Annotated in this window: 21 protein-coding genes and 1 tRNA gene; 13 read left to right on the top strand and 9 right to left on the bottom strand. The window is 68.7% G+C overall.

What is annotated here, in order from left to right; genetic code table 11:
* From AC30PD_RS10670 to AC30PD_RS10660, 3 genes are all read left to right on the top strand, one after another.
* On the top strand, positions 1-474 hold a 474-nt coding region (locus AC30PD_RS10670; protein WP_489535642.1), incomplete at its 5' end, for a GGDEF domain-containing protein.
* On the top strand, positions 471-1,295 hold the full coding sequence (locus AC30PD_RS10665; RefSeq protein WP_489535641.1) for a MinD/ParA family protein: 825 nt from the start codon (positions 471-473) through the stop codon (positions 1,293-1,295). The genes AC30PD_RS10670 and AC30PD_RS10665, both read left to right, overlap by 4 nt.
* A 13-nt stretch (positions 1,296-1,308) precedes the next feature.
* On the top strand, positions 1,309-1,713 hold the full coding sequence (locus tag AC30PD_RS10660) for a group II truncated hemoglobin (RefSeq protein WP_489535644.1): 405 nt from the start codon (positions 1,309-1,311) through the stop codon (positions 1,711-1,713).
* A gap of 21 nt (positions 1,714-1,734) precedes the next feature.
* Here AC30PD_RS10660 and AC30PD_RS10655 read toward each other — a convergent pair whose 3' ends face one another.
* Together AC30PD_RS10655 and radC are read right to left on the bottom strand one after the other, a co-directional pair.
* Positions 1,735-2,409, bottom strand: coding sequence for a Smr/MutS family protein (locus tag AC30PD_RS10655; RefSeq protein ID WP_489535640.1), 675 nt, complete (start codon positions 2,407-2,409; stop codon positions 1,735-1,737).
* Between the two features lie 7 nt (positions 2,410-2,416).
* Positions 2,417-3,091: a RadC family protein gene (gene radC, locus AC30PD_RS10650; protein ID WP_489535643.1), complete on the bottom strand. Its 675-nt coding sequence runs from the start codon at positions 3,089-3,091 to the stop codon at positions 2,417-2,419.
* A gap of 86 nt (positions 3,092-3,177) precedes the next feature.
* Here radC and AC30PD_RS10645 point away from each other — a divergent pair, with 86 nt between their 5' ends.
* Positions 3,178-3,624: an FKBP-type peptidyl-prolyl cis-trans isomerase gene (locus tag AC30PD_RS10645; protein ID WP_489535639.1), complete on the top strand. Its 447-nt coding sequence runs from the start codon at positions 3,178-3,180 to the stop codon at positions 3,622-3,624.
* Positions 3,621-4,592, top strand: coding sequence for a 4-hydroxy-3-methylbut-2-enyl diphosphate reductase (gene ispH / locus AC30PD_RS10640; RefSeq protein WP_489535638.1), 972 nt, complete (start codon positions 3,621-3,623; stop codon positions 4,590-4,592). Before AC30PD_RS10645 ends, ispH begins: the two co-directional genes overlap by 4 nt.
* 9 nt (positions 4,593-4,601) lie before the next feature.
* On the opposite strand, the gene AC30PD_RS10635 is transcribed toward ispH, so the two are convergent.
* Genes AC30PD_RS10635 through AC30PD_RS10625 form a run of 3 tightly spaced genes read right to left on the bottom strand, consistent with a single transcriptional unit; the run spans position 4,602 to position 7,066 of the window.
* Positions 4,602-4,868 carry a DUF6587 family protein gene (locus AC30PD_RS10635; RefSeq protein WP_489535637.1) on the bottom strand — a complete coding sequence of 89 codons (267 nt, stop codon included), beginning with the start codon at positions 4,866-4,868 and terminating at the stop codon, positions 4,602-4,604.
* A gap of 4 nt (positions 4,869-4,872) precedes the next feature.
* Complete coding sequence (feoB, locus tag AC30PD_RS10630) at positions 4,873-6,762, bottom strand: ferrous iron transporter B (protein WP_489535636.1); 1,890 nt, start codon at positions 6,760-6,762, stop codon at positions 4,873-4,875.
* A 58-nt stretch (positions 6,763-6,820) separates the two neighbouring features.
* Entirely contained in the window at positions 6,821-7,066 is a 246-nt protein-coding gene (locus AC30PD_RS10625) for a FeoA family protein (RefSeq protein ID WP_489535635.1), read from the bottom strand.
* 253 nt (positions 7,067-7,319) lie between these two features.
* Between AC30PD_RS10625 and bfr the strand changes: the two genes are divergently transcribed.
* The 4 genes from bfr (at position 7,320) to AC30PD_RS10605 (ending at position 9,632) form a co-directional block, all read left to right on the top strand.
* Entirely contained in the window at positions 7,320-7,796 is a 477-nt protein-coding gene (gene bfr, locus AC30PD_RS10620) for a bacterioferritin (protein ID WP_489535634.1), read from the top strand.
* A gap of 39 nt (positions 7,797-7,835) precedes the next feature.
* Entirely contained in the window at positions 7,836-8,069 is a 234-nt protein-coding gene (locus AC30PD_RS10615; protein ID WP_489535633.1) for a (2Fe-2S)-binding protein, read from the top strand.
* Positions 8,070-8,156: 87 nt separating this feature from the next.
* A complete protein-coding gene (gene serS, locus AC30PD_RS10610; RefSeq protein ID WP_489535632.1) occupies positions 8,157-9,470 on the top strand; it encodes a serine--tRNA ligase in 1,314 nt (437 codons plus the stop codon).
* Positions 9,471-9,544: 74 nt separating this feature from the next.
* A tRNA-Ser gene (locus AC30PD_RS10605) sits at positions 9,545-9,632 on the top strand.
* Positions 9,633-9,648: 16 nt separating this feature from the next.
* Here the strand turns inward: AC30PD_RS10605 and AC30PD_RS10600 are convergent.
* Both AC30PD_RS10600 and AC30PD_RS10595 read right to left on the bottom strand, forming a co-directional pair.
* Positions 9,649-10,701 carry an alpha/beta hydrolase family protein gene (locus tag AC30PD_RS10600; RefSeq protein ID WP_489535631.1) on the bottom strand — a complete coding sequence of 351 codons (1,053 nt, stop codon included), beginning with the start codon at positions 10,699-10,701 and terminating at the stop codon, positions 9,649-9,651.
* A gap of 110 nt (positions 10,702-10,811) precedes the next feature.
* Positions 10,812-11,939, bottom strand: coding sequence for a helix-turn-helix domain-containing protein (locus AC30PD_RS10595; RefSeq protein WP_489535630.1), 1,128 nt, complete (start codon positions 11,937-11,939; stop codon positions 10,812-10,814).
* Between the two features lie 169 nt (positions 11,940-12,108).
* Between AC30PD_RS10595 and AC30PD_RS10590 the strand changes: the two genes are divergently transcribed.
* The 3 genes from AC30PD_RS10590 to AC30PD_RS10580 all read left to right on the top strand — a co-directional run bounded on the left by AC30PD_RS10590 (position 12,109) and on the right by AC30PD_RS10580 (position 14,911).
* A complete protein-coding gene (locus tag AC30PD_RS10590; protein ID WP_489535629.1) occupies positions 12,109-12,681 on the top strand; it encodes a Spy/CpxP family protein refolding chaperone in 573 nt (190 codons plus the stop codon).
* 98 nt (positions 12,682-12,779) lie between these two features.
* Positions 12,780-13,496: a response regulator gene (locus AC30PD_RS10585; protein ID WP_489535628.1), complete on the top strand. Its 717-nt coding sequence runs from the start codon at positions 12,780-12,782 to the stop codon at positions 13,494-13,496.
* 62 nt (positions 13,497-13,558) lie between these two features.
* Entirely contained in the window at positions 13,559-14,911 is a 1,353-nt protein-coding gene (locus AC30PD_RS10580; protein WP_489535627.1) for a sensor histidine kinase, read from the top strand.
* A gap of 6 nt (positions 14,912-14,917) precedes the next feature.
* On the opposite strand, the gene AC30PD_RS10575 is transcribed toward AC30PD_RS10580, so the two are convergent.
* A complete protein-coding gene (locus AC30PD_RS10575; RefSeq protein ID WP_489535626.1) occupies positions 14,918-16,330 on the bottom strand; it encodes an MATE family efflux transporter in 1,413 nt (470 codons plus the stop codon).
* On the bottom strand, positions 16,327-16,770 hold the full coding sequence (locus AC30PD_RS10570) for a DUF3717 domain-containing protein (protein ID WP_489535625.1): 444 nt from the start codon (positions 16,768-16,770) through the stop codon (positions 16,327-16,329). Before AC30PD_RS10570 ends, AC30PD_RS10575 begins: the two co-directional genes overlap by 4 nt.
* Before the next feature lie 115 nt (positions 16,771-16,885).
* On the opposite strand from AC30PD_RS10570, the gene AC30PD_RS10565 reads away from it, so the two are divergent.
* A complete protein-coding gene (locus AC30PD_RS10565) occupies positions 16,886-17,161 on the top strand; it encodes a DUF1272 domain-containing protein (protein ID WP_489535624.1) in 276 nt (91 codons plus the stop codon).
* The last annotated feature ends 17 nt before the right edge of the window (positions 17,162-17,178 follow it).

The following is a 17,178-nucleotide window of genomic DNA, read 5'->3' as shown; positions in this document are numbered from 1 at the left end:
GCGCTGGTGCTGATGATCGACATCGACCACTTCAAGAAGGTCAACGACACCCACGGTCACCCGGCCGGTGACCTGGTGCTCAAGGCCGTGGGCCAGGCGCTGCAGGAATGCATCCGGCCGATGGACACGGTGGCACGTTTCGGTGGCGAAGAGTTCGCGATGATCCTGCCCAATTGCCCGCCGTCGTTCGGGCTCACCGTGGCCGAACGTGTGCGCCTGAAGGTGGCGGCGCGCAAGGTCGACATCGCCCCCGGCCAGCAGGTCAGCGTCACGGTGAGCATCGGCGGCGCTTTTGCCCCGCAGTGGGTGCGCTCGTCGGCGCCGCTGTGGGTCGAGCGTGCCGACCAGCAGCTCTACCGTGCCAAGGCCGAAGGCCGTGACCGCGCCTGCCTCGAGCAGCCGACCGTTTCCCACGTGAGTGCCGAAGAGAAGGGCTTGCTCTTCGGCACCTCGAAGTTTCAGGACCTCGAATGAGCCAGCCCGTGCCTCCGACCGAACCGGCCGTGGCCGACGCCGCGCCCGGCGTGGCCCGCCGCGCCCGCATCATGGCCATCACCAGCGGCAAGGGCGGTGTCGGCAAGACCTTCGTTTCCGCCAACCTCGCGGCCGCCCTGGCGCAGCGTGGCAAGCGGGTGCTGGTGCTCGACGCCGACCTCGGCCTGGCCAACCTCGACGTGGTGCTGAACCTGTTCCCCAAGGTCACGCTGCACGACGTGTTCACCGGCAAGAACACGCTCGAAGAGGCGATCCTGCCGGCGCCGGGCGGTTTCTCGGTGCTGCTCGCCGGCTCGGGCCTCGTCGAATACTCGCGCCTCACGCCCGAGATCCGCGAGCAGTTGCTGCAGATCATCGACACCGTGGCGCCGCGCTTCGACCACATCGTGCTCGACACCGGCGCCGGCATTTCCGACGTGGTGCTCTACGCTGTCTCGCTGGCCGACGACGTGCTCGTGGTCGCCACGCCCGAGCCCACGTCGATGACCGATGCCTACGCGCTGATCAAGGTGCTGGCCACGCAGCAGAAGCGCCAGGAGATCCGCCTCGTGGTCAACCAGGTCGGGCGTGCCGGCGAAGGCCGTGTCATCCGCGGGCAACTGCAACTCGTGGTCGACCGCTTCGTCACACCGCTGCTGCCACCCGGCACGCTCGCACCGCGCCTTGAACTCGTCGGCGAAGTGCCGCTCGACCCGGCGGTGCGCGAAGCCGTGAAGAAGCGCCAGCTGTTGCTCGAGCTCATGCCCGGCAGCAGCGCTTCGCAAGGCGTCGAAGCGATCGCAGCGCGGATCGACGTGTGAGGGCGCGCCGGTGATCACCGAACCGCTCAAGGGCCCGCCGGCCCTGCCTTACGACCGCGTCGGCGGCGAAGCTGCGGTCCGCGCGCTCGTCGATCGTTTCTACGACCTGATGGACCTCGACCCGGCCTACCGCGACATCCGCCGGCTGCACCCCGATTCGCTCGACGCTTCGCGCGACAAGTTCTTCTGGTTCCTGTGCGGCTGGCTCGGCGGGCCGCAGCACTACACCGATCGTTTCGGCCACCCGATGCTGCGGGCGCGCCACATGCCCTACAGCATCGGCATCCTCGAGCGCGACCAGTGGCTCGCGTGCATGCGCACGGCCATGCACGAAGTGAAGCTCGACCCGGCGTTCGCCGAACAGCTCGAGGCCTCGTTCTTCAAGACCGCCGACTGGATGCGCAACCGCGGCGTTTGAGCCGCAGGCCGGCGGCTTCGTTCAGGCGCGCCGGCCGTTCGCAGCGGCGCCGTGCACGCCGGTCTGGCCACGCAGCAGCACCATCAGCGCACCGTGGCCACCGTCGGCAGCGCGGGCCTGCGCAAAAGCCACCACCTCGTTCTTCTGCACCAGCCAGCTGCGCACCTTGGCCTTGAGCACCGGCTCGCGCCCGGGTGAACCGTGGCCCTTGCCGTGGACGACGCGCACGCAGCGCAGCCCGGCGTGGTGGGCTTCGCGCAGAAAGGCGGCGAGGCGTTCACGCGCTTCGTCGCGGCGCAGGCCGTGCAGGTCGAGCTGGGCCTGGATCGCCCACACCCCGCGCCGCAGCTTGCGCACGACCTCGGGCCCGATGCCGCGGCGGCGGAACGACAGCGCCTCGTCGGTCTCGAGCAGCGTTTCGACATCGAACTCGTCGGAGATCGCCTCGACCATCACCGCGGCTTCGTCGCGCAGGCGCTGGCGCGGGATCGGCGACGGGCGAACGGCCGACGACGGCGCGCGGCTCGGCTTCTTGAGCGGCGCCACCTCGCCCACGCTCAAGGCGAACAGGTTGCGTTCGCGGGCTTCACGCGCTGCGCGCTCCTGTTCGCGCGCCTGCAGTTCTGCCGCCTCCCGCGCGGCGAGCTGCAGCGCGCGCTTGAGCGGGCCGAGTTCGTCGAGGGCGCGCGCTTTCATCGGCGGCTCACAACAGGCCACGTTCGGCGAAAGAGATCACCTCGTGGTGGCCGACCACCAGGTGGTCGAGCACACGCACGTCGACCAGCGCCAGCGCACTCTTCAGCGTCTGGGTCAGCAGCTCGTCGGCGCGCGACGGCTCGGCCGCGCCCGAAGGGTGGTTGTGCGCGAAGATCACGGCCGAGGCCTGCAGCTCGAGCGCGCGCTTGACCACCTCGCGCGGGTACACCGCGGCCTGGGTCAGCGTGCCGCGGAACATCTCTTCGAGCTTGATCAGACGTGTCTGCGCATCGAGGAACAGCACCGCGAACACCTCGTGGCCGAGCGCCCCGAGCTGCAGTTGCAGGTAGGTCTTCACCTTGCCCGGCGAGTCGAACACCGGGCGCTGGTTCAGCTCGCGCGTGAGCGCGCGTCGCGCCAGCTCGAGCACCGCGGCGATCTCGGCACGTTTGGCCGGGCCCAGGCCCTTGATGCCTTTCAGCTCGTTCGGCCCCGCATGCAGCAGGCCTTGCAGGCCGCCGAAATGGTCGAGCATCTGCTGCGCCAGCTGCAACACCGACACACCCTTCATGCCGGTGCGCAGCAGCAGGGCGACCAGTTCGGCGTCGGCCAGCGAGGCCGGCCCGTGGGTGAGCAGCTTTTCGCGCGGGCGGGCGTCGGCGGGAATGTCCTTGAGCACCATGGTGGCCTTGCAGAAAGGCGCGTTCACGCCTGCTCGTAAAATCAGCGCCAGTCTAGGGCACCGCAGCGTGCACTCAAGGAAACCGCTTGAACCAAGTCGAACCCGGGTCTTTCCTGACCCTGCACTACCGCCTCGCCGGGCCTGACGGCGACGATCTCGTCAACACCTTCAACGACAAGCCCGCCACGCTCTCGATGGGCACGGGCGAGCTCGCGCCGGCGATGGAAAGGCGTTTGCTCGGCCTGCCGGAAGGCGCGCACGAGTCCTTCGAGCTCGAAGCGGGCGAGGCCTTCGGAGAGCGCAACCCCGACATGCTGCAGCGCGTGAAGCGCTCGCTGCTCGACGAACTGGGCGACCCCGACGAGCGCTACAGCGTGGGCGACGTGGTGCAGTTCCCCACACCCGACGGCAAATCGGCCTACGCCGGCGTGCTCCGCGAGATCGACGGCGACGTGATGGTGTTCGACTTCAACCACCCGCTGGCCGGGCGGCCGGTGACGTTCGAAGTCAAGCTGATCGGGGTGTTGTCATGAATGCCGATCTCGAAGAGATCGTGCTCGCCGAGCCGCGTGGTTTCTGCGCTGGTGTCGACCGTGCGATCGAGATCGTCGAACGTGCGCTCACGCGCTTCGGCGCGCCGATCTACGTGCGCCACGAGATCGTGCACAACACCTACGTGGTCAACGACCTGAAGGCCAAGGGCGCGATCTTCATCGAAGACCTGGCCGAGGTGCCGCCCGGGGCCACGCTGGTGTTCAGCGCCCACGGCGTGTCGCAGGCGGTGCGTGCCGAAGCGGCGCAGCGCGGCTTCAGCGTGTTCGACGCCACCTGCCCGCTCGTGACCAAGGTGCACGTGGAGGTGGCGAAGCTGCACAAGCAGGGCTACGACTTCATCATGATCGGTCACAAGGGCCACCCCGAGGTCGAAGGCACGATGGGCCAGTTGAACGAGGGCATCTACCTCGTCGAAGACGTGGCTGATGTCGAGCGGGTGCAGGTGGTGCAGAGCGACAAGCTCGCCGTGGTCACGCAGACCACCTTGTCGGTGGACGACGCGGCCGCCATTCTCGCGGCCGTGAAACAGCGCTTTCCGAAGGTGCGCGAGCCCAAGCAGCAAGACATCTGCTACGCCACCCAGAACCGGCAAGACGCGGTGAAGATCCTCGCGCCCAAGGTCGACGTGGTGATCGTGGTCGGCAGCCCGACCAGCTCCAACAGCAACCGGCTGCGAGAGCTGGCGCAGCGCCTGGGCACCGAGGCCTTCATGGTCGACGGCCCCGACGACCTGCGCGCCGAGTGGTTCGAAGGCAAGCGCAGCGTGGGGCTCACCGCCGGCGCCTCGGCGCCGCACATTCTGGTGCAGCAGGTGATCGAGCGGCTGCGCGCGCTGGGCGCGGTGGCGGTGCGCAGCATTCCTGGCGTGGAAGAGACGATCAACTTCCCGCTGCCGCTCGGCCTGGGTGACAAGTCGATGGCCGAAGCCGCGGCCGACAAGGCCTGAGCAACTCGCTCAGCGCCGCGCGCGCGGGTGGAAGGTGATGGCTTGCGGAGCCGCCGGGTTCGCGGCGGGCTTTTTCTCGGAGCGGTCGCAACCATCGCAGCCGCAGCCCGATACGGCTTGCACCACTTTCTGCAAACGTGCTTCGAGCCAGTGCGGCCTATGCGGCAGGCGCAGCAGGGCCGAGGCCATCGAGCGCCGCGCCGCCGAGGGCATCAGCGTCCAGATGGCGTAGACGCTGCAGGCGCCGACGAGCAAGGCAACGATCAAAGTCTGCATCGCCTCAGCCTCCGAAAAACAGCGTGAGCCGGTAGGTGGCGAACGCCGCCACGTAGGCCAGAACGAACAGGTAGGTGGCCATCGCCACCGGGTAACGCCAGGAGTTGGTCTCGCGCTTCACGACCGCCAGCGTCGAGATGCATTGCGGCGCGAACACGTACCAGGCGAGCAGTGAATAGGCGGTGGCCAGCGACCAGCCCTTGGCGATCACCGGCGACAGTGCATCGGCCACTTCGCCGCCGGCGGCCGACATCGAATACACCGTGCCGAGCGCACCCACCGCCACTTCACGCGCCGCGAGCCCCGGCACGAGCGCGATCGAGATCTGCCAGTTGAATCCGATCGGTGCGAACAGGTGCTGCAGCGCCTGGCCGAGCCAGCCGGCGAAGCTGTACTGGATCGCGGGGCCCGTCGCCCCGTCGGGCGGCCCGGGGTAGGTCGACAGGAACCACAGAATGACCATCAGCGAAAAGATGATGCCGCCCACACGCGCCATGAAGATGCGCGCACGCTCCCACAGCCCGAGCAGCAGGTTGCGCAGCCCGGGCACGCGGTAGGGCGGGAGCTCGAGCATCAGCGGCTGGTAGCGGCTCTTCATCCACACCCGCTTGAAGACCCAGGCGACCGCCATCGCTGAGACCACGCCGGCCACGTACAGGCCGAACAGCGTGAGCCCGCGCAGGTTGAAGATGCCGACGCTGCGCTCGGGCACAAAAGCGCCGATCAGCAACGCGTAGACCGGCAGGCGCGCCGAGCAGGTCATGAGCGGCGCGACCATGATCGTGGCCAGCCGGTCTTTCCAGTTGGCGATCGTGCGGGTGGCCATCACGCCGGGAATGGCGCAGGCAAAACTCGACAGCAGTGGAATGAAGGCGCGGCCCGAGAGGCCGACCTTGCCCATCAGGTTGTCGAGCAGGAAGGCGGCGCGCGGCAGGTAGCCAGAATCTTCGAGCAGCAGGATGAAGAAGAACAAGATCAGGATCTGCGGCAGGAACACGATCACGCCGCCCACGCCGGCGATCACGCCGTCGACGAGCAGGCTGCGCAACGGGCCGTCGGCCATGTGCGCGGTGACCCATTCGCCGGCCGCGGCCATCGTTTCCTTGATCGCGTCCATCGGCACGTTGGCCCACGAGAACACGGCCTGGAAGATCAGGAACAGCACGGCGGCCAGGATCACGAGACCCCACACCGGGTGCATCACGACCGCGTCGAGGCGGTGATGAAAGCGCTGGAACTGTGCCGCCCCGGGCGCGGCCAGTGCAAGGATGCGCCGCACCTCGCGTTGCAGCTCGGCCGACGAACTCGCTTCGGCGCTCGGCCGGGCGGGCAGGGCCGCAGGCAGCGGCGCGCCGTTGAGCTGGCGCTCGAGCAGCGCGAGCAGCCCGACGTGGCCGTCGTGCTTGACCGCGATGGTCTCGACCACCGGGCAGCCGAGTTCGGCCGCGAGCTTGTCGACATCGATCGCCAGGCCCTGTGAGCGTGCCACGTCGGCCATGTTGAGCGCGACCAGCATCGGGCGGCCGAGCTTCTTCAGTTCGAGCACGAGGCGCAGGTTCATGCGCAGGTTGGTCGCATCGACGACCGCCACGATCGCGTCGGGCGCGGCCTCACCCACGCGTCGGCCCTCGATCACTTCGAGCGTGACCTGTTCGTCGGGCGTGGCCGGCGACAGGCTGTAGGCGCCCGGCAGGTCGACCACCGAAACCGTCTGGCCGTTGCGCAAGCGCGCCAGGCCGACCTTGCGCTCGACCGTCACGCCGGCGTAGTTGGCGACCTTCTGGCGCGCGCCGGTCAGCAGGTTGAAGAGCGCGGTCTTGCCGCAATTCGGGTTGCCGACCAGCGCCACGCTCCACACGGCGGCGTGGTTCGGCGAATTCAGCGCGGTGCTCATCAGGCAACCTCCGTGCTGCGCACTGCGGTGTATGAGCCCTTCGGGCGGCCGTACGGGCTCATGACAGTTGCACTTCGATGCACTGCGCTTCGAGCAAGCGAAGGCCGAACAGCGTTTCGCCGATCAGCACCGCGAGCGGCTCGCGCCCGCCCGGGCCGCGGCGCAACAGTTGCAAAGGTTCGCCCGGAATGAAGCCGAGTTCGCCGAGTCGGCGCAGCGCCACCGCGTCGATGTCGGGCGACGCCGCGATCACACGCAGCACGGTGGCGTGCGCGCCGAGGGGCAATTCGTTGAGCAAGGTCATGGGGCAGGATCACGCCGCACAGGGCGCCGGGTCTTGAGCAATGTCAATGAGAATGATAATTGGTCTTGATTGAGCCTGCGATGAGTGGGTTTGCGCCATCAATGAGATTGATTCTCAGTCATAATTTGCCGGCTGGCAGGTGTGCGTCTCTCCATGCCGCGGCAGAATGGGGTGTCAAAAGGGTTGGCGAGGGGTCGTTGCAAGACGGTTGCCGCCGAACCCGCGCCACCGTCGAAACCACCAGGAGCACACCATGAAGGGTGACGCCAAAGTCATCGAGCACTTGAATGCTCAGCTGAAAAACGAACTGACCGCGATCAACCAGTACTTCGTGCACTACCGCATGCTCAAGCACTGGGGCTTCGACAAGTTGGCGAAGAAGGAATACGAAGAGTCGATCGGCGAAATGAAGCACGCCGACAAGCTGATGGAACGCATCTTCACGCTCGACGGCCTGCCGAACCTGCAGGACCTGGGCAAGTTGATGGTCGGAGAGAACGTGCCTGAACTGCTGCAGTGCGACCTGGGGTCTGAAACCGGCGCGCAGGCCACGATCAAGGCGGGGATCGCGCATTGCGAGTCGGTGCGTGACTATGTGTCGCGAGACCTGCTGCAAGGCATATTGGATGACACCGAAGAGCACATCGATTTTCTGGAAACCCAGATCGATCTCGTCGGCAAGGTCGGCCTGGAGAACTACCTGCAATCGCAGATGGGGAGCCCGAGCTGAGGTGTGAAGGCAGTGTGATTCCGGGGCGCTGGAGTTGTCATGATCGTTTGTGTTTGCCGCCGTGTTTCCGACCACCAGATCCGCCAGGCGGCGGCTGAGGGCGCGGTCAGTCTCGAATGCCTGCAATTCGAACTCGGCGTGGCCACGCAGTGCGGCCGCTGCGCCGATTGCGCGTCGCACGTGCTGTGCGACGCACGCGCCGCCAAGATGCAGGCGCATGTCGCGCAGCCGCAGCACCACGTGAGCCTCGGCCTGCACCCGCAGATCGCCTGAACGGCAGCGCGCAGGGCCGGCCCGCGCCGCTGCCTACAATTCGGGCTTCTCCAGCACCCTGCGGGGCCCGCATCGGCGGCCTGACCCATGCTCGACATCACTCTGCTGCGCAAGGACCTTGCGCAAGTCATCCAGCGGCTCGAAACGCGCAAGTCGCCGCAGCCGTTTCTCGACGTGGCGCGTTTCACTGCGCTCGAGTCGGAGCGCAAGACGATCCAGACCCGCACCGAAGAACTGCAGGCGCAGCGCAACAGCGCTTCCAAGCTGATCGGCCACCTGAAGGCCAAGGGCGAAGACAGTGCGGCGGCCATGGCGCAAGTGGCCGGCATCGCCGACGCGCTGAAGGCATCGGCCGAGCGGCTCGAGGTGATCCAGACCGAACTGCAGACCATGCTGATGGCGGTGCCCAACCTGCCCGACGCGAGCGTGCCGGTCGGTGCCGATGAACACGCCAACGTCGAGGTGCGGCGCTGGGGCACGGCCCCCGCATTTGCGTTCACGCCGAAAGACCATGTGGACCTCGGCGCGCCGCTCGGCCTGGACTTCGACACCGGCGCCAGGCTCTCCGGCTCTCGCTTCAGCTTTCTGCGCGGCCCGGTAGCGCGGCTGCACCGTGCGCTCGCGCAGTTCATGCTCGACGTGCAGACGCAGGAGCACGGCTACACCGAGTGCTACACGCCCTACATCGTGAACCGCGACGTGCTCGAAGGCACCGGCCAGCTGCCCAAGTTCAAGGAAGACATGTTCTGGGTCTCGCGCGGGGGTGCCGACGCCGGGCAGCAAGAGCAGTACCTGATCTCGACTTCCGAGATCTCGCTGACCAACACCGTGCGCGAACAGCTTCTCGCGGCGAGCGACCTGCCGATCAAGCTGACCGCGCACAGCCCGTGTTTCCGCTCCGAAGCCGGCAGCGCCGGGCGCGACACGCGCGGGCTGATCCGCCAGCACCAGTTCGACAAGGTCGAGATGGTGCAGATCGTGGCGCCCGATCAAAGTGACGCCGCGCTCGAGCAGATGGTTGGCCACGCCGAAGCCATATTGCAGAAGCTCGGCCTGCCCTACCGCGTGGTGCTGCTCAGCAGCGGCGACATGGGTTTTGGTGCGATCAAGACCTACGACCTCGAAGTGTGGGTGCCGGCGCAGAACACCTACCGCGAGATCAGCTCGTGCTCGAACTGCGAGGCCTTCCAGGCGCGCCGCATGCAGGCGCGCTACAAGAACGCGCAAGGCAAGAACGAGTTCGTGCACACGCTCAACGGCTCGGGGCTCGCCGTGGGGCGCACACTCGTGGCCGTGCTCGAGAACGGCCAGAACGCCGACGGCTCGATCACCATTCCTGAAGCCTTGCGGCCCTACCTGGGTGGCGCTGCGGTGCTGAAGGGCGAGGGCCGCGGCGCGTGAGATAGAATGCGCGGCTCGGCACAGACCCGCCGACGCAGTGGCCCGTGTCAACGGCCCGCTGCACTGCAGATACCGGAGAGGTGGCAGAGTGGTCGAATGTACCTGACTCGAAATCAGGCGAACCGCAAGGTTCCGAGGGTTCGAATCCCTCCCTCTCCTCCAGTATTTGTCAGACCGCTCAGGGCAGCAGGTGCCGCGTGAAATACGCCGCGGTCTTGCGGTCCACCTCCGGCAACACCCCGCGATCGAACCCGGGCGGGTCGTTCAGCATGTCGCCCAGCAGCCCCGTGAAACCCGGTGGCAGCGGTGACAGCAAGGCGCCGTGGCCGGCGTTGGGCAGGTCGGCGATGTGTTCGCAGTTCGTGCAGGCCTTCAACACCCGGTCGCTGTGAAAGCGCGGCACCAGCCAGCGGTCTTGCGCCAGAGTGATCAGGCCGAGCGGCACCGGCGGCGCGGTGAGCGTGTCCAGGTCGAAGTCGGCCGCGAACGGCGCACCGGCCACCACGGCCACCACGCGCGGGTCGGTGTGCGCCTGCGGGCGCTTGTCATCGAACTTGAAGCCGATCACCAGGCGCGCGACCCACTTTTTCAGGCCGTCGAGCGGCCCGCCGGTCAGCCGCGTGATCAGGCCGACACACGACTGGAAGTCTTCTTCCAGGTGCGCCTCGCAGTGCTGCCTGAACCGCTCTGGTGACCAGCGCCCACCGGCCAGGCTGAGGGCCGTGTGGCCACCCGCCGAAAAGCCGTAGACCCCGACCTTGTCGAGGCTCAGCAGGCCGGCGAAGCGCGTGTCGCGCCCGACGGCGTCGATCGCGCGCGACACTTCGGCCGGGCGCTGCGCCCAGCTTTCTGGGCCGGGGCGGCTGTCGTCCAGGTAGTTGTCGCCGCGGTGTTGCGGCATCGCCACCACGAAGCCGGCCTCCACCAGGGCGCGAGCCAGATCGGCATGCACCCAGGGCGCGGCGCCCGAGCCGTGCGAGATCACCACCAGCCGGCCGTTGCCTCGCGCCGGCGTGCCCTGCGGTGCCACGCTCAGCGTCACGAACCCGCGTTTGACCGGCTGCGCCGCGCTGCCCGAAGGGTAGTAGAGGGTCACCGGCCCGTCCTCGGCCGTCGCCGCGATCTCGCTCATGCCCATGCTGGCGTGAGCCCAGCCCGACAGCAGTGCCAGCATCACGCCGGCCAGCGTGCGGCGCCGTGCGGCGAGAGACGAAAACCTGAATGCGTTCATCAAAGTTGCTCCTCGACGAAGGCGAAGGCCTCCGGTGAGGTGCACGATGCCGAGTGGCCACCGCAGCGTCTCGCCGAAGCCTGCAAATGCAGGCCCGGCGCTGGCCGATTTCAGGAATCGGCCAGATGTTGCCTGCGAAACTCTGTCGGCGTGAGGCCGGTGGCGGTCTTGAACGCGCGGTTGAACGGGCCGATCGACTGGAACCCGGCGTCGAGCGCGATCGTGAGCACCGGCAGCCCGCCGCGCGCCGGGTCGGCCAGCGCGGTGCGCGCTTCGTCGAGCCGAAAGCCGTTGACGTAGGCGTTGAAGTTGCGGTGGCCCAGCCGCCGGTTGATCAGGCGGCGCACACGGTACTCGGGCGCCCCCAGGCGCGCGGCAAGGCTGGCCAGGCTCATGTTCTCGGCGCGGTAGGCGCGTTCCTGGGCCATCAGGCGTTGCAAGGCTTCGGCGAGGCGATCTTCGGCCGGGTCGGGCGGCGCTGTGGCCGCGTTCCCGAGATCCGTTGCAGCCGGCTCCGGCGGGGTTTCGCCCGGGCCGCTGCCAGTTGGTTCCAGCCCCGGCGCGGGCGGGAACAGGTCGGTGCCGGCCAGGCGCAGCAACGGGTAGGCCGACGCGGCCACGATCACCAGCAGAAGGGCCACGTCGATCGTGGCGGTCGCGCTCGAAAGCCTGCCTTGTGGCGAACCCAGCCGCGCAACGAGCATCACGAGCGTGTAGACCACGCCGGTCACGACGATGAAGACCCGCAGGCGGCGCCGCCCCTCGACGAGATCGGCGCGCCATTGCGACGCTGCTGCCAGCGCGGCCAGCACCGCGAAGAGCAAGGGCACGCTGCGCTGCAGGCCCATCGTGACCGGCGCCAGCACCGAGCCACTGCCCGCCGCCACGGCGCAGTTGAAGCCGCTCAGCCCTGCCACCGCCAGCCAGGCCAGCCCCTGCACCGGCCGGAACTCGAAGTCGTCGTCGAAAAGCGCCTGCGCGAAGACCCAGAACAACACCGCGTTGGCGACCGACACCCCCACCAGCGGCGCCTGCCACAGGCCCGGCACCCGCGCTTCGAAGAGCGGCGTGGAGCTCACGACCTGCACGCACAAGCCGAGCGTCATCGCCACGCCGGCCAGCGCCGCCGGCAGGCGCGGGCGGTCGCGCAGCAGCACGGCGGCCAGCAACAGCAGCAAGGCCACCAGCGTGCCACGCAACGCGGCGTCGACGAGGCTCAGGACAACAGGGTCGTGCATGCAGTTTCCGCAGAGTCGGCCCGCGGATTCTCGCGCAGCGATCAGCGGGCGCCAGGCTCGGCACACGCCCGGCCTTCACAGTTCTTTACCCCTCAGCCAAGCCGGCTTCACTGCCCGCAGCGAGCATCGCTGCATGGGCTCACGCCCCGGTCGTACCAAGGAGTGCACGATGTCGAAGTTGAAGTTGAAGTTTCTGTCGGTTCCGGCGCGAGGCGCCGGGGTCTTGCTGCGCTGGATGATGGTCAGCGTGCTCGTCGTCGCGGCTGCTGCGGTGGCGGTGTCGGCCGAAGCGCAGGAGCGCCCGCACGGCCCGCGCGGCGGCGAAGGCGGCCCGGGCATGATGATGATGTTCGGCGGCCCGCCCGCGCACATGGCCCGGCGCATCGACCACATGCTGGACGGCCTGAACGCGAGCGACGCGCAGCGCACCCAGATCAAGCAGATCGCCACGGCCGCCGCCACCGACCTGCAAGGCCAGCGCGAAGCCGCCAAGGGCCTGCATGAACGCAGCCTGCAGATCTTCACCGCGCCGACGGTCGACGCCACCGCCGCCGAGTCGGTGCGCGCACAAATGCAGGCTTTGCACGACCAGACCAGCCGCCGCACCCTGCAGGCCATGCTCGACATCAGCAGGGTGCTCACGCCCGAGCAGCGCGCGAAGATCGGCGAGCGCATGAAGCAGCGCAGCGCGAAGATGCAGGAACGCATGGACCGCATGCAGCGCGAGCGGCCGAAGCCATGATCGGCGCCCGGGCTATGCTTGGCAGCACGAGCGCGCTGGCGGCCATGGTGCTGCAAAGCGGCACTTTCCCTCACCAGTCCACGCCGAACACCCAACGCATGACTGCCCGCTTGCTGCTGATCGACGACGACGCCCGCCTCTCGGCGATGGTGGGCGACTACCTTCGCGGTTCCGGCTTCGACGTCGAAACCGCCGGCTCGCTCGAAACCGGCCGCGAGCGCCTGGCGGCTGAAAACTTCGACGCCCTGGTGCTCGACCTGATGCTGCCCGACGGCGACGGCCTCGACCTGTGCCGCGAGCTGCGCGCCGAAGCGCGCACCCGCCACCTGCCGCTGCTGATGCTCACAGCGCGCGGCGAGCCGATGGACCGCATCGTCGGCCTCGAGCTCGGTGCCGACGACTACCTGCCCAAACCCTTCGAGCCGCGTGAGTTGCTCGCGCGCGTGAAAGCGCTGCTGCGGCGCGCCACACCGCAGCCGGCGGCCGACGACGTGCTGCGTTTCGGCCGCCTCGAGGTCGATCTCGGTGCCCGCGTGGCGCGCCTCGGCGGTGTGGTCTGCGACCTCACCGGCCACCAGTTCGACCTGCTCGTCGTGCTGGCGCAGAGCCCCGGGCGTGTGCTCTCGCGCGACCAGATCATGGACTCGCTCAAGGGCCACCCGCTCGAAGCCTTCGACCGTTCCATCGACGTGCATATCTCGCGCATCCGTGCCGTGATCGAAGACGACCCGAAGCTGCCGCGACGGGTGCTCACCGTACGGGGTGCGGGTTATGTCTTCGCGCGCAAGCAAGACGCCGACGAGGCCGCCGCCTGAGTGTGCGGGGCTCAAACTGAGAGGCGGGCGCTCGGGCGCACGCCTGCGCTGATACTTGCGCCATGAAGAGCCTCTACCTGCGCATCTACGCCACCGTGGTGGTGTTCCTGTTGCTGTTCGCGCTCGCGTCGGGTTGGCTCTTTCAACGCCACATCGACCAGGAGCGCGAGCGGGCCGAGTCGGTGCAGACCGATCGCATGGGCGCCTGGGCCGAGCTGATCCAGCGCTCGCTGCCCGGCACCAGCGCCAGCCCCGACGAGCAGGCCGCAGCCTTGCGCGACTGGTCGCTGCGCCTGCGCCTGCCGCTGGCGCTCGACAGCCCGCAGGGCGAGCGCATCGGCGCATCGGAATCGTTCACGCGCCGCGCTGCCGAAGGCACGGTGCGCCCGCTGGCGCTGCGCCTCGAAGACGGCCGCACGCTGTGGATCATGCGGCCGGGCCTGCTGCGCCAGGGCGGTCAGCGGCTCGGCCCCGGCGGGCCGCCACCCGGCGTGCGTTTCGGCGGTGGCGAGCCGCCCCCGCTGGGCCTGCCGTTCGTGCCGCCGAGCTGGCAACGCGGCGTCGGCCTGATCGCGCTGCTGGGGGTCTTGTTCCTGGCCGTGGCCGCCGGCGCGTTCCCGGTGGTGCGCCGCCTCACGCGCCGGCTCGAAGCGCTCAAGCAGGGCGTCGAGAAGTTCGGAGCCGGGCAACTCGGCCACCGTGTCGAGGTGAGCGGCCGTGACGAAGTGGCGGCGGTCGCGTCGAGCTTCAACGTGGCCGCGGCCAAGGTCGAAACCTTGGTGCGCTCGCACCAGTCCCTGCTCGCCAACGCGAGCCACGAACTGCGCTCGCCGCTGGCGCGCATGAAGATGGCCGTGTCGATGCTCGACGATGCCAGCCCGGCGCAGCGTGACAAGCTCAAACGCGAAATCGACACCAACGTGGCCGAACTCGACGCGCTGGTCGAAGAAGTGCTGCTCGCCAGCCGGCTCGACGGCCCGCAGACGCTCGACCCGAACGAGCGTGTCGACCTGCTCGCCGTGGCGGCCGAAGAAGCGTCGCGTGTCGATGCCCAACTCGACGGCACGGCGCTCGTGGTCGCCGGCGACGAAAGGCTGCTCCGCCGTGCGCTGCGCAACCTGCTCGAGAACGCGCGCCGTTATGGCGGCCGCGAGGTGAACGTGGTCACCGAAGCGCACGCCGGGCGCGCACTGGTGCGGGTGTGCGACCGTGGCCCCGGCGTGCCGGAAGCGATGCGCGAACGCATCTTCGAATCGTTCTTCCGCCTGCCCGGCCACGCCGAGCAGGCCGGCGGCGTGGGCTTGGGGCTCAGCCTCGTCAAGCAGATCGCCGAACGACACGGCGGCAGCGTGCGTTGCGAGGCACGCGAAGGGGGCGGCAGTTGTTTCGTGCTGTCGTTGCCGCTCGCGGCCTGACGGGCCTCAGCCCGCAGCGCTGACCGGCGCGCTGCGCTGGTGCGAGCGGCGCAGCATCCACGCCAGGAACGCGCTCATGCCGGCGCCGGCGATCACCAGCCCGAGCGTGGCGGCCGACCAGAAGCCGAGCGCACCGCGCAACGCGACCGGCACCACACCGCTGCCGTCGAACGCGAGCGCATAACCGCCGCCCAGGCCCACGCCCCAGATCGCCACCGCGTAGATCACCAGCGGCACGGTCGCCACGCGGTAGGCCCGCAACACGAAGGCCGCGACCGTTTGCGCCGCGTCGGCAATGTGGAACACCGCCACCCACGCGAGCAAGGGCAAGGCCGCGCCGATGATGACGGCGTCGTGTGTGTACAGGCGCAGGATGTGTTCGCGCAACAGGTAGACCGCCGCGCCCATCGTCGCTGCGATCAATACGCCGGCTTCCAGGCCGTGCCAGCCGAGGCGCCGCGCGTCGGCCGCGTCACCGGCACCGATGCGCTGCGCCACCAGCGTGCTCGACGCGTTGGCGATCGCCAGCGGCATCATGAACATCAGCGACACCAGGTTGACCGCGATCTGGTGCCCGGCCACCGGCGTGGCGCCGATACGCGAAATGAAGAACGCCATGAAGGTGAAGCCGGTCACCTCGATCGCGATCGACAGGCCCATCGGCACGCCCAGGCGCAGCAGGTTGACCAGGCTGGCGCGCTGCGGCGGCGAGAGCCGCGCCGAGAATTCGAAACGGGCGTAGAACGGGTCGCGCTTGAGCAACTGCCAGGCGACCGCCATCTGCCCGAGCATCACGAGGGCCGTGGCCATGCCGCAGCCGGGCGCGCCAAGCGCGTCGAGCTGCAGCGTGCCCAGCGGCGTGGGCAGCGTGAAGCCGAACACGAGCAATGCCGTCAGCGGCAGCTTGACGCACAAGGCCACGAGCTGCAGCGCCATCACCACCTTGGGCCGCGAGACCGCGGTGTTGAAACCACGGAACGCGGTGAACAGCAGGGCAGGGGGCAAGGCGAACGCCAGCGCGCCGAGGTAGCCGCGCACCTTCTCGGCCACCTCGGGCGAGGCGCGCGCGAGGCTCAGAAAAGGCTGCGGGAACAGCAGCAGCGTGCAGCCCAGCACCGACAAGCCGAGTGCCAGCCACATCGCCTGGTGCAGCTGCTGCCCGCACTCGCGCAGCTTGCCGGCACCGAACAGCTGGCCGGCGATCGGGCCCACGGCCAGCACCACGCCCATCAAGCCGACGAAGACCGAGATGTAGGCCGAACCGCCGATCGCCAGAGCCGCGAGGTCGAGCGCGGAATGGCGCGCCAGCAGGATCGTGTCGATGGTCGAGAACGCCAGCACCGCGAGCTGGCCCACGAACACCGGCCAGGCCAGCGGCGCGATGCGGCGCGCGCTGTGCCACAGGCTGCTTCGCGTCACGCTGAAGCCACCGGCGGTGCGGTTGTTTGATCAGACCGTTCGTGTGCCCGTTCGGCGTACTTGTTGAAGCGCCAGGCGGTGGCTTCCATCGTGATGCGGCGCCAGGTGCTGCGCTTTTGCGCCGGTGTCATCTCGGTCCAGTGCTGTACCTCTTCGAAGGTGCGGCCGCAGCCCTTGCAGATGTTGTCGCCCTGGCTCGTGGAGCAGATCGCGATGCAGGGCGCGTCGGGTGTGCTGGCGTACCAGGCGAGCCAGGCCGCCAGCGCTTTCGGCGGCACGGCGTCTTCGGCCACTTCGGTCTCGTGGTAGTACACGAGCAGCGCGTACACGGTGGCCAGTGCGCGCACTTCGGCGCAGGCGGTGATGCCGTCGGGCGAGGGCGAGCGCTCGCGCCACCAGTTGATGGCGGCTTCGATGTCGGTGATGTGCAAGGCGGTCATGGGCGGGGCAAGCGGGCGCCAAGGATAACGCCGCCGGCGATGGCCGCAGAAGCGGCCACGACGGCAGACTTTGATACCCTGTGCCGGAGTTTTTCACCCACTCCGCGAGGCCCGCATGCTGCTGCTCAAACCCGGTTGTGAATGTTGCGACAAGGACCTGCCGCCCGGCACCGCCGACGCCCGCATCTGCTCGTTCGAATGCACCTTCTGTGTGGCGTGTGCCGAAGGCGTGCTGGCCGGCACCTGCCCGAACTGCGGCGGCGAGCTGTTGCCGCGCCCGCGCCGCCCGGCCGCCAAGCTGGCCGCCAACCCGGCGTCGACGCAGCGGGTCTTCAAACCCGCCGGGTGTGCGAAGCTCGCCCCATCGGCGGGTCTGCAGACCGTGCCCTGAACCTGTGCCCTGGAGAC

This window comes from Rhizobacter sp. (assembly GCF_032229685.1).
GTDB lineage: Bacteria > Pseudomonadota > Gammaproteobacteria > Burkholderiales > Burkholderiaceae_C > LMDS01.
Note: the sequence above shows the minus strand (reverse complement) of the source record. Positions and strands in the feature narration are given on the sequence as shown.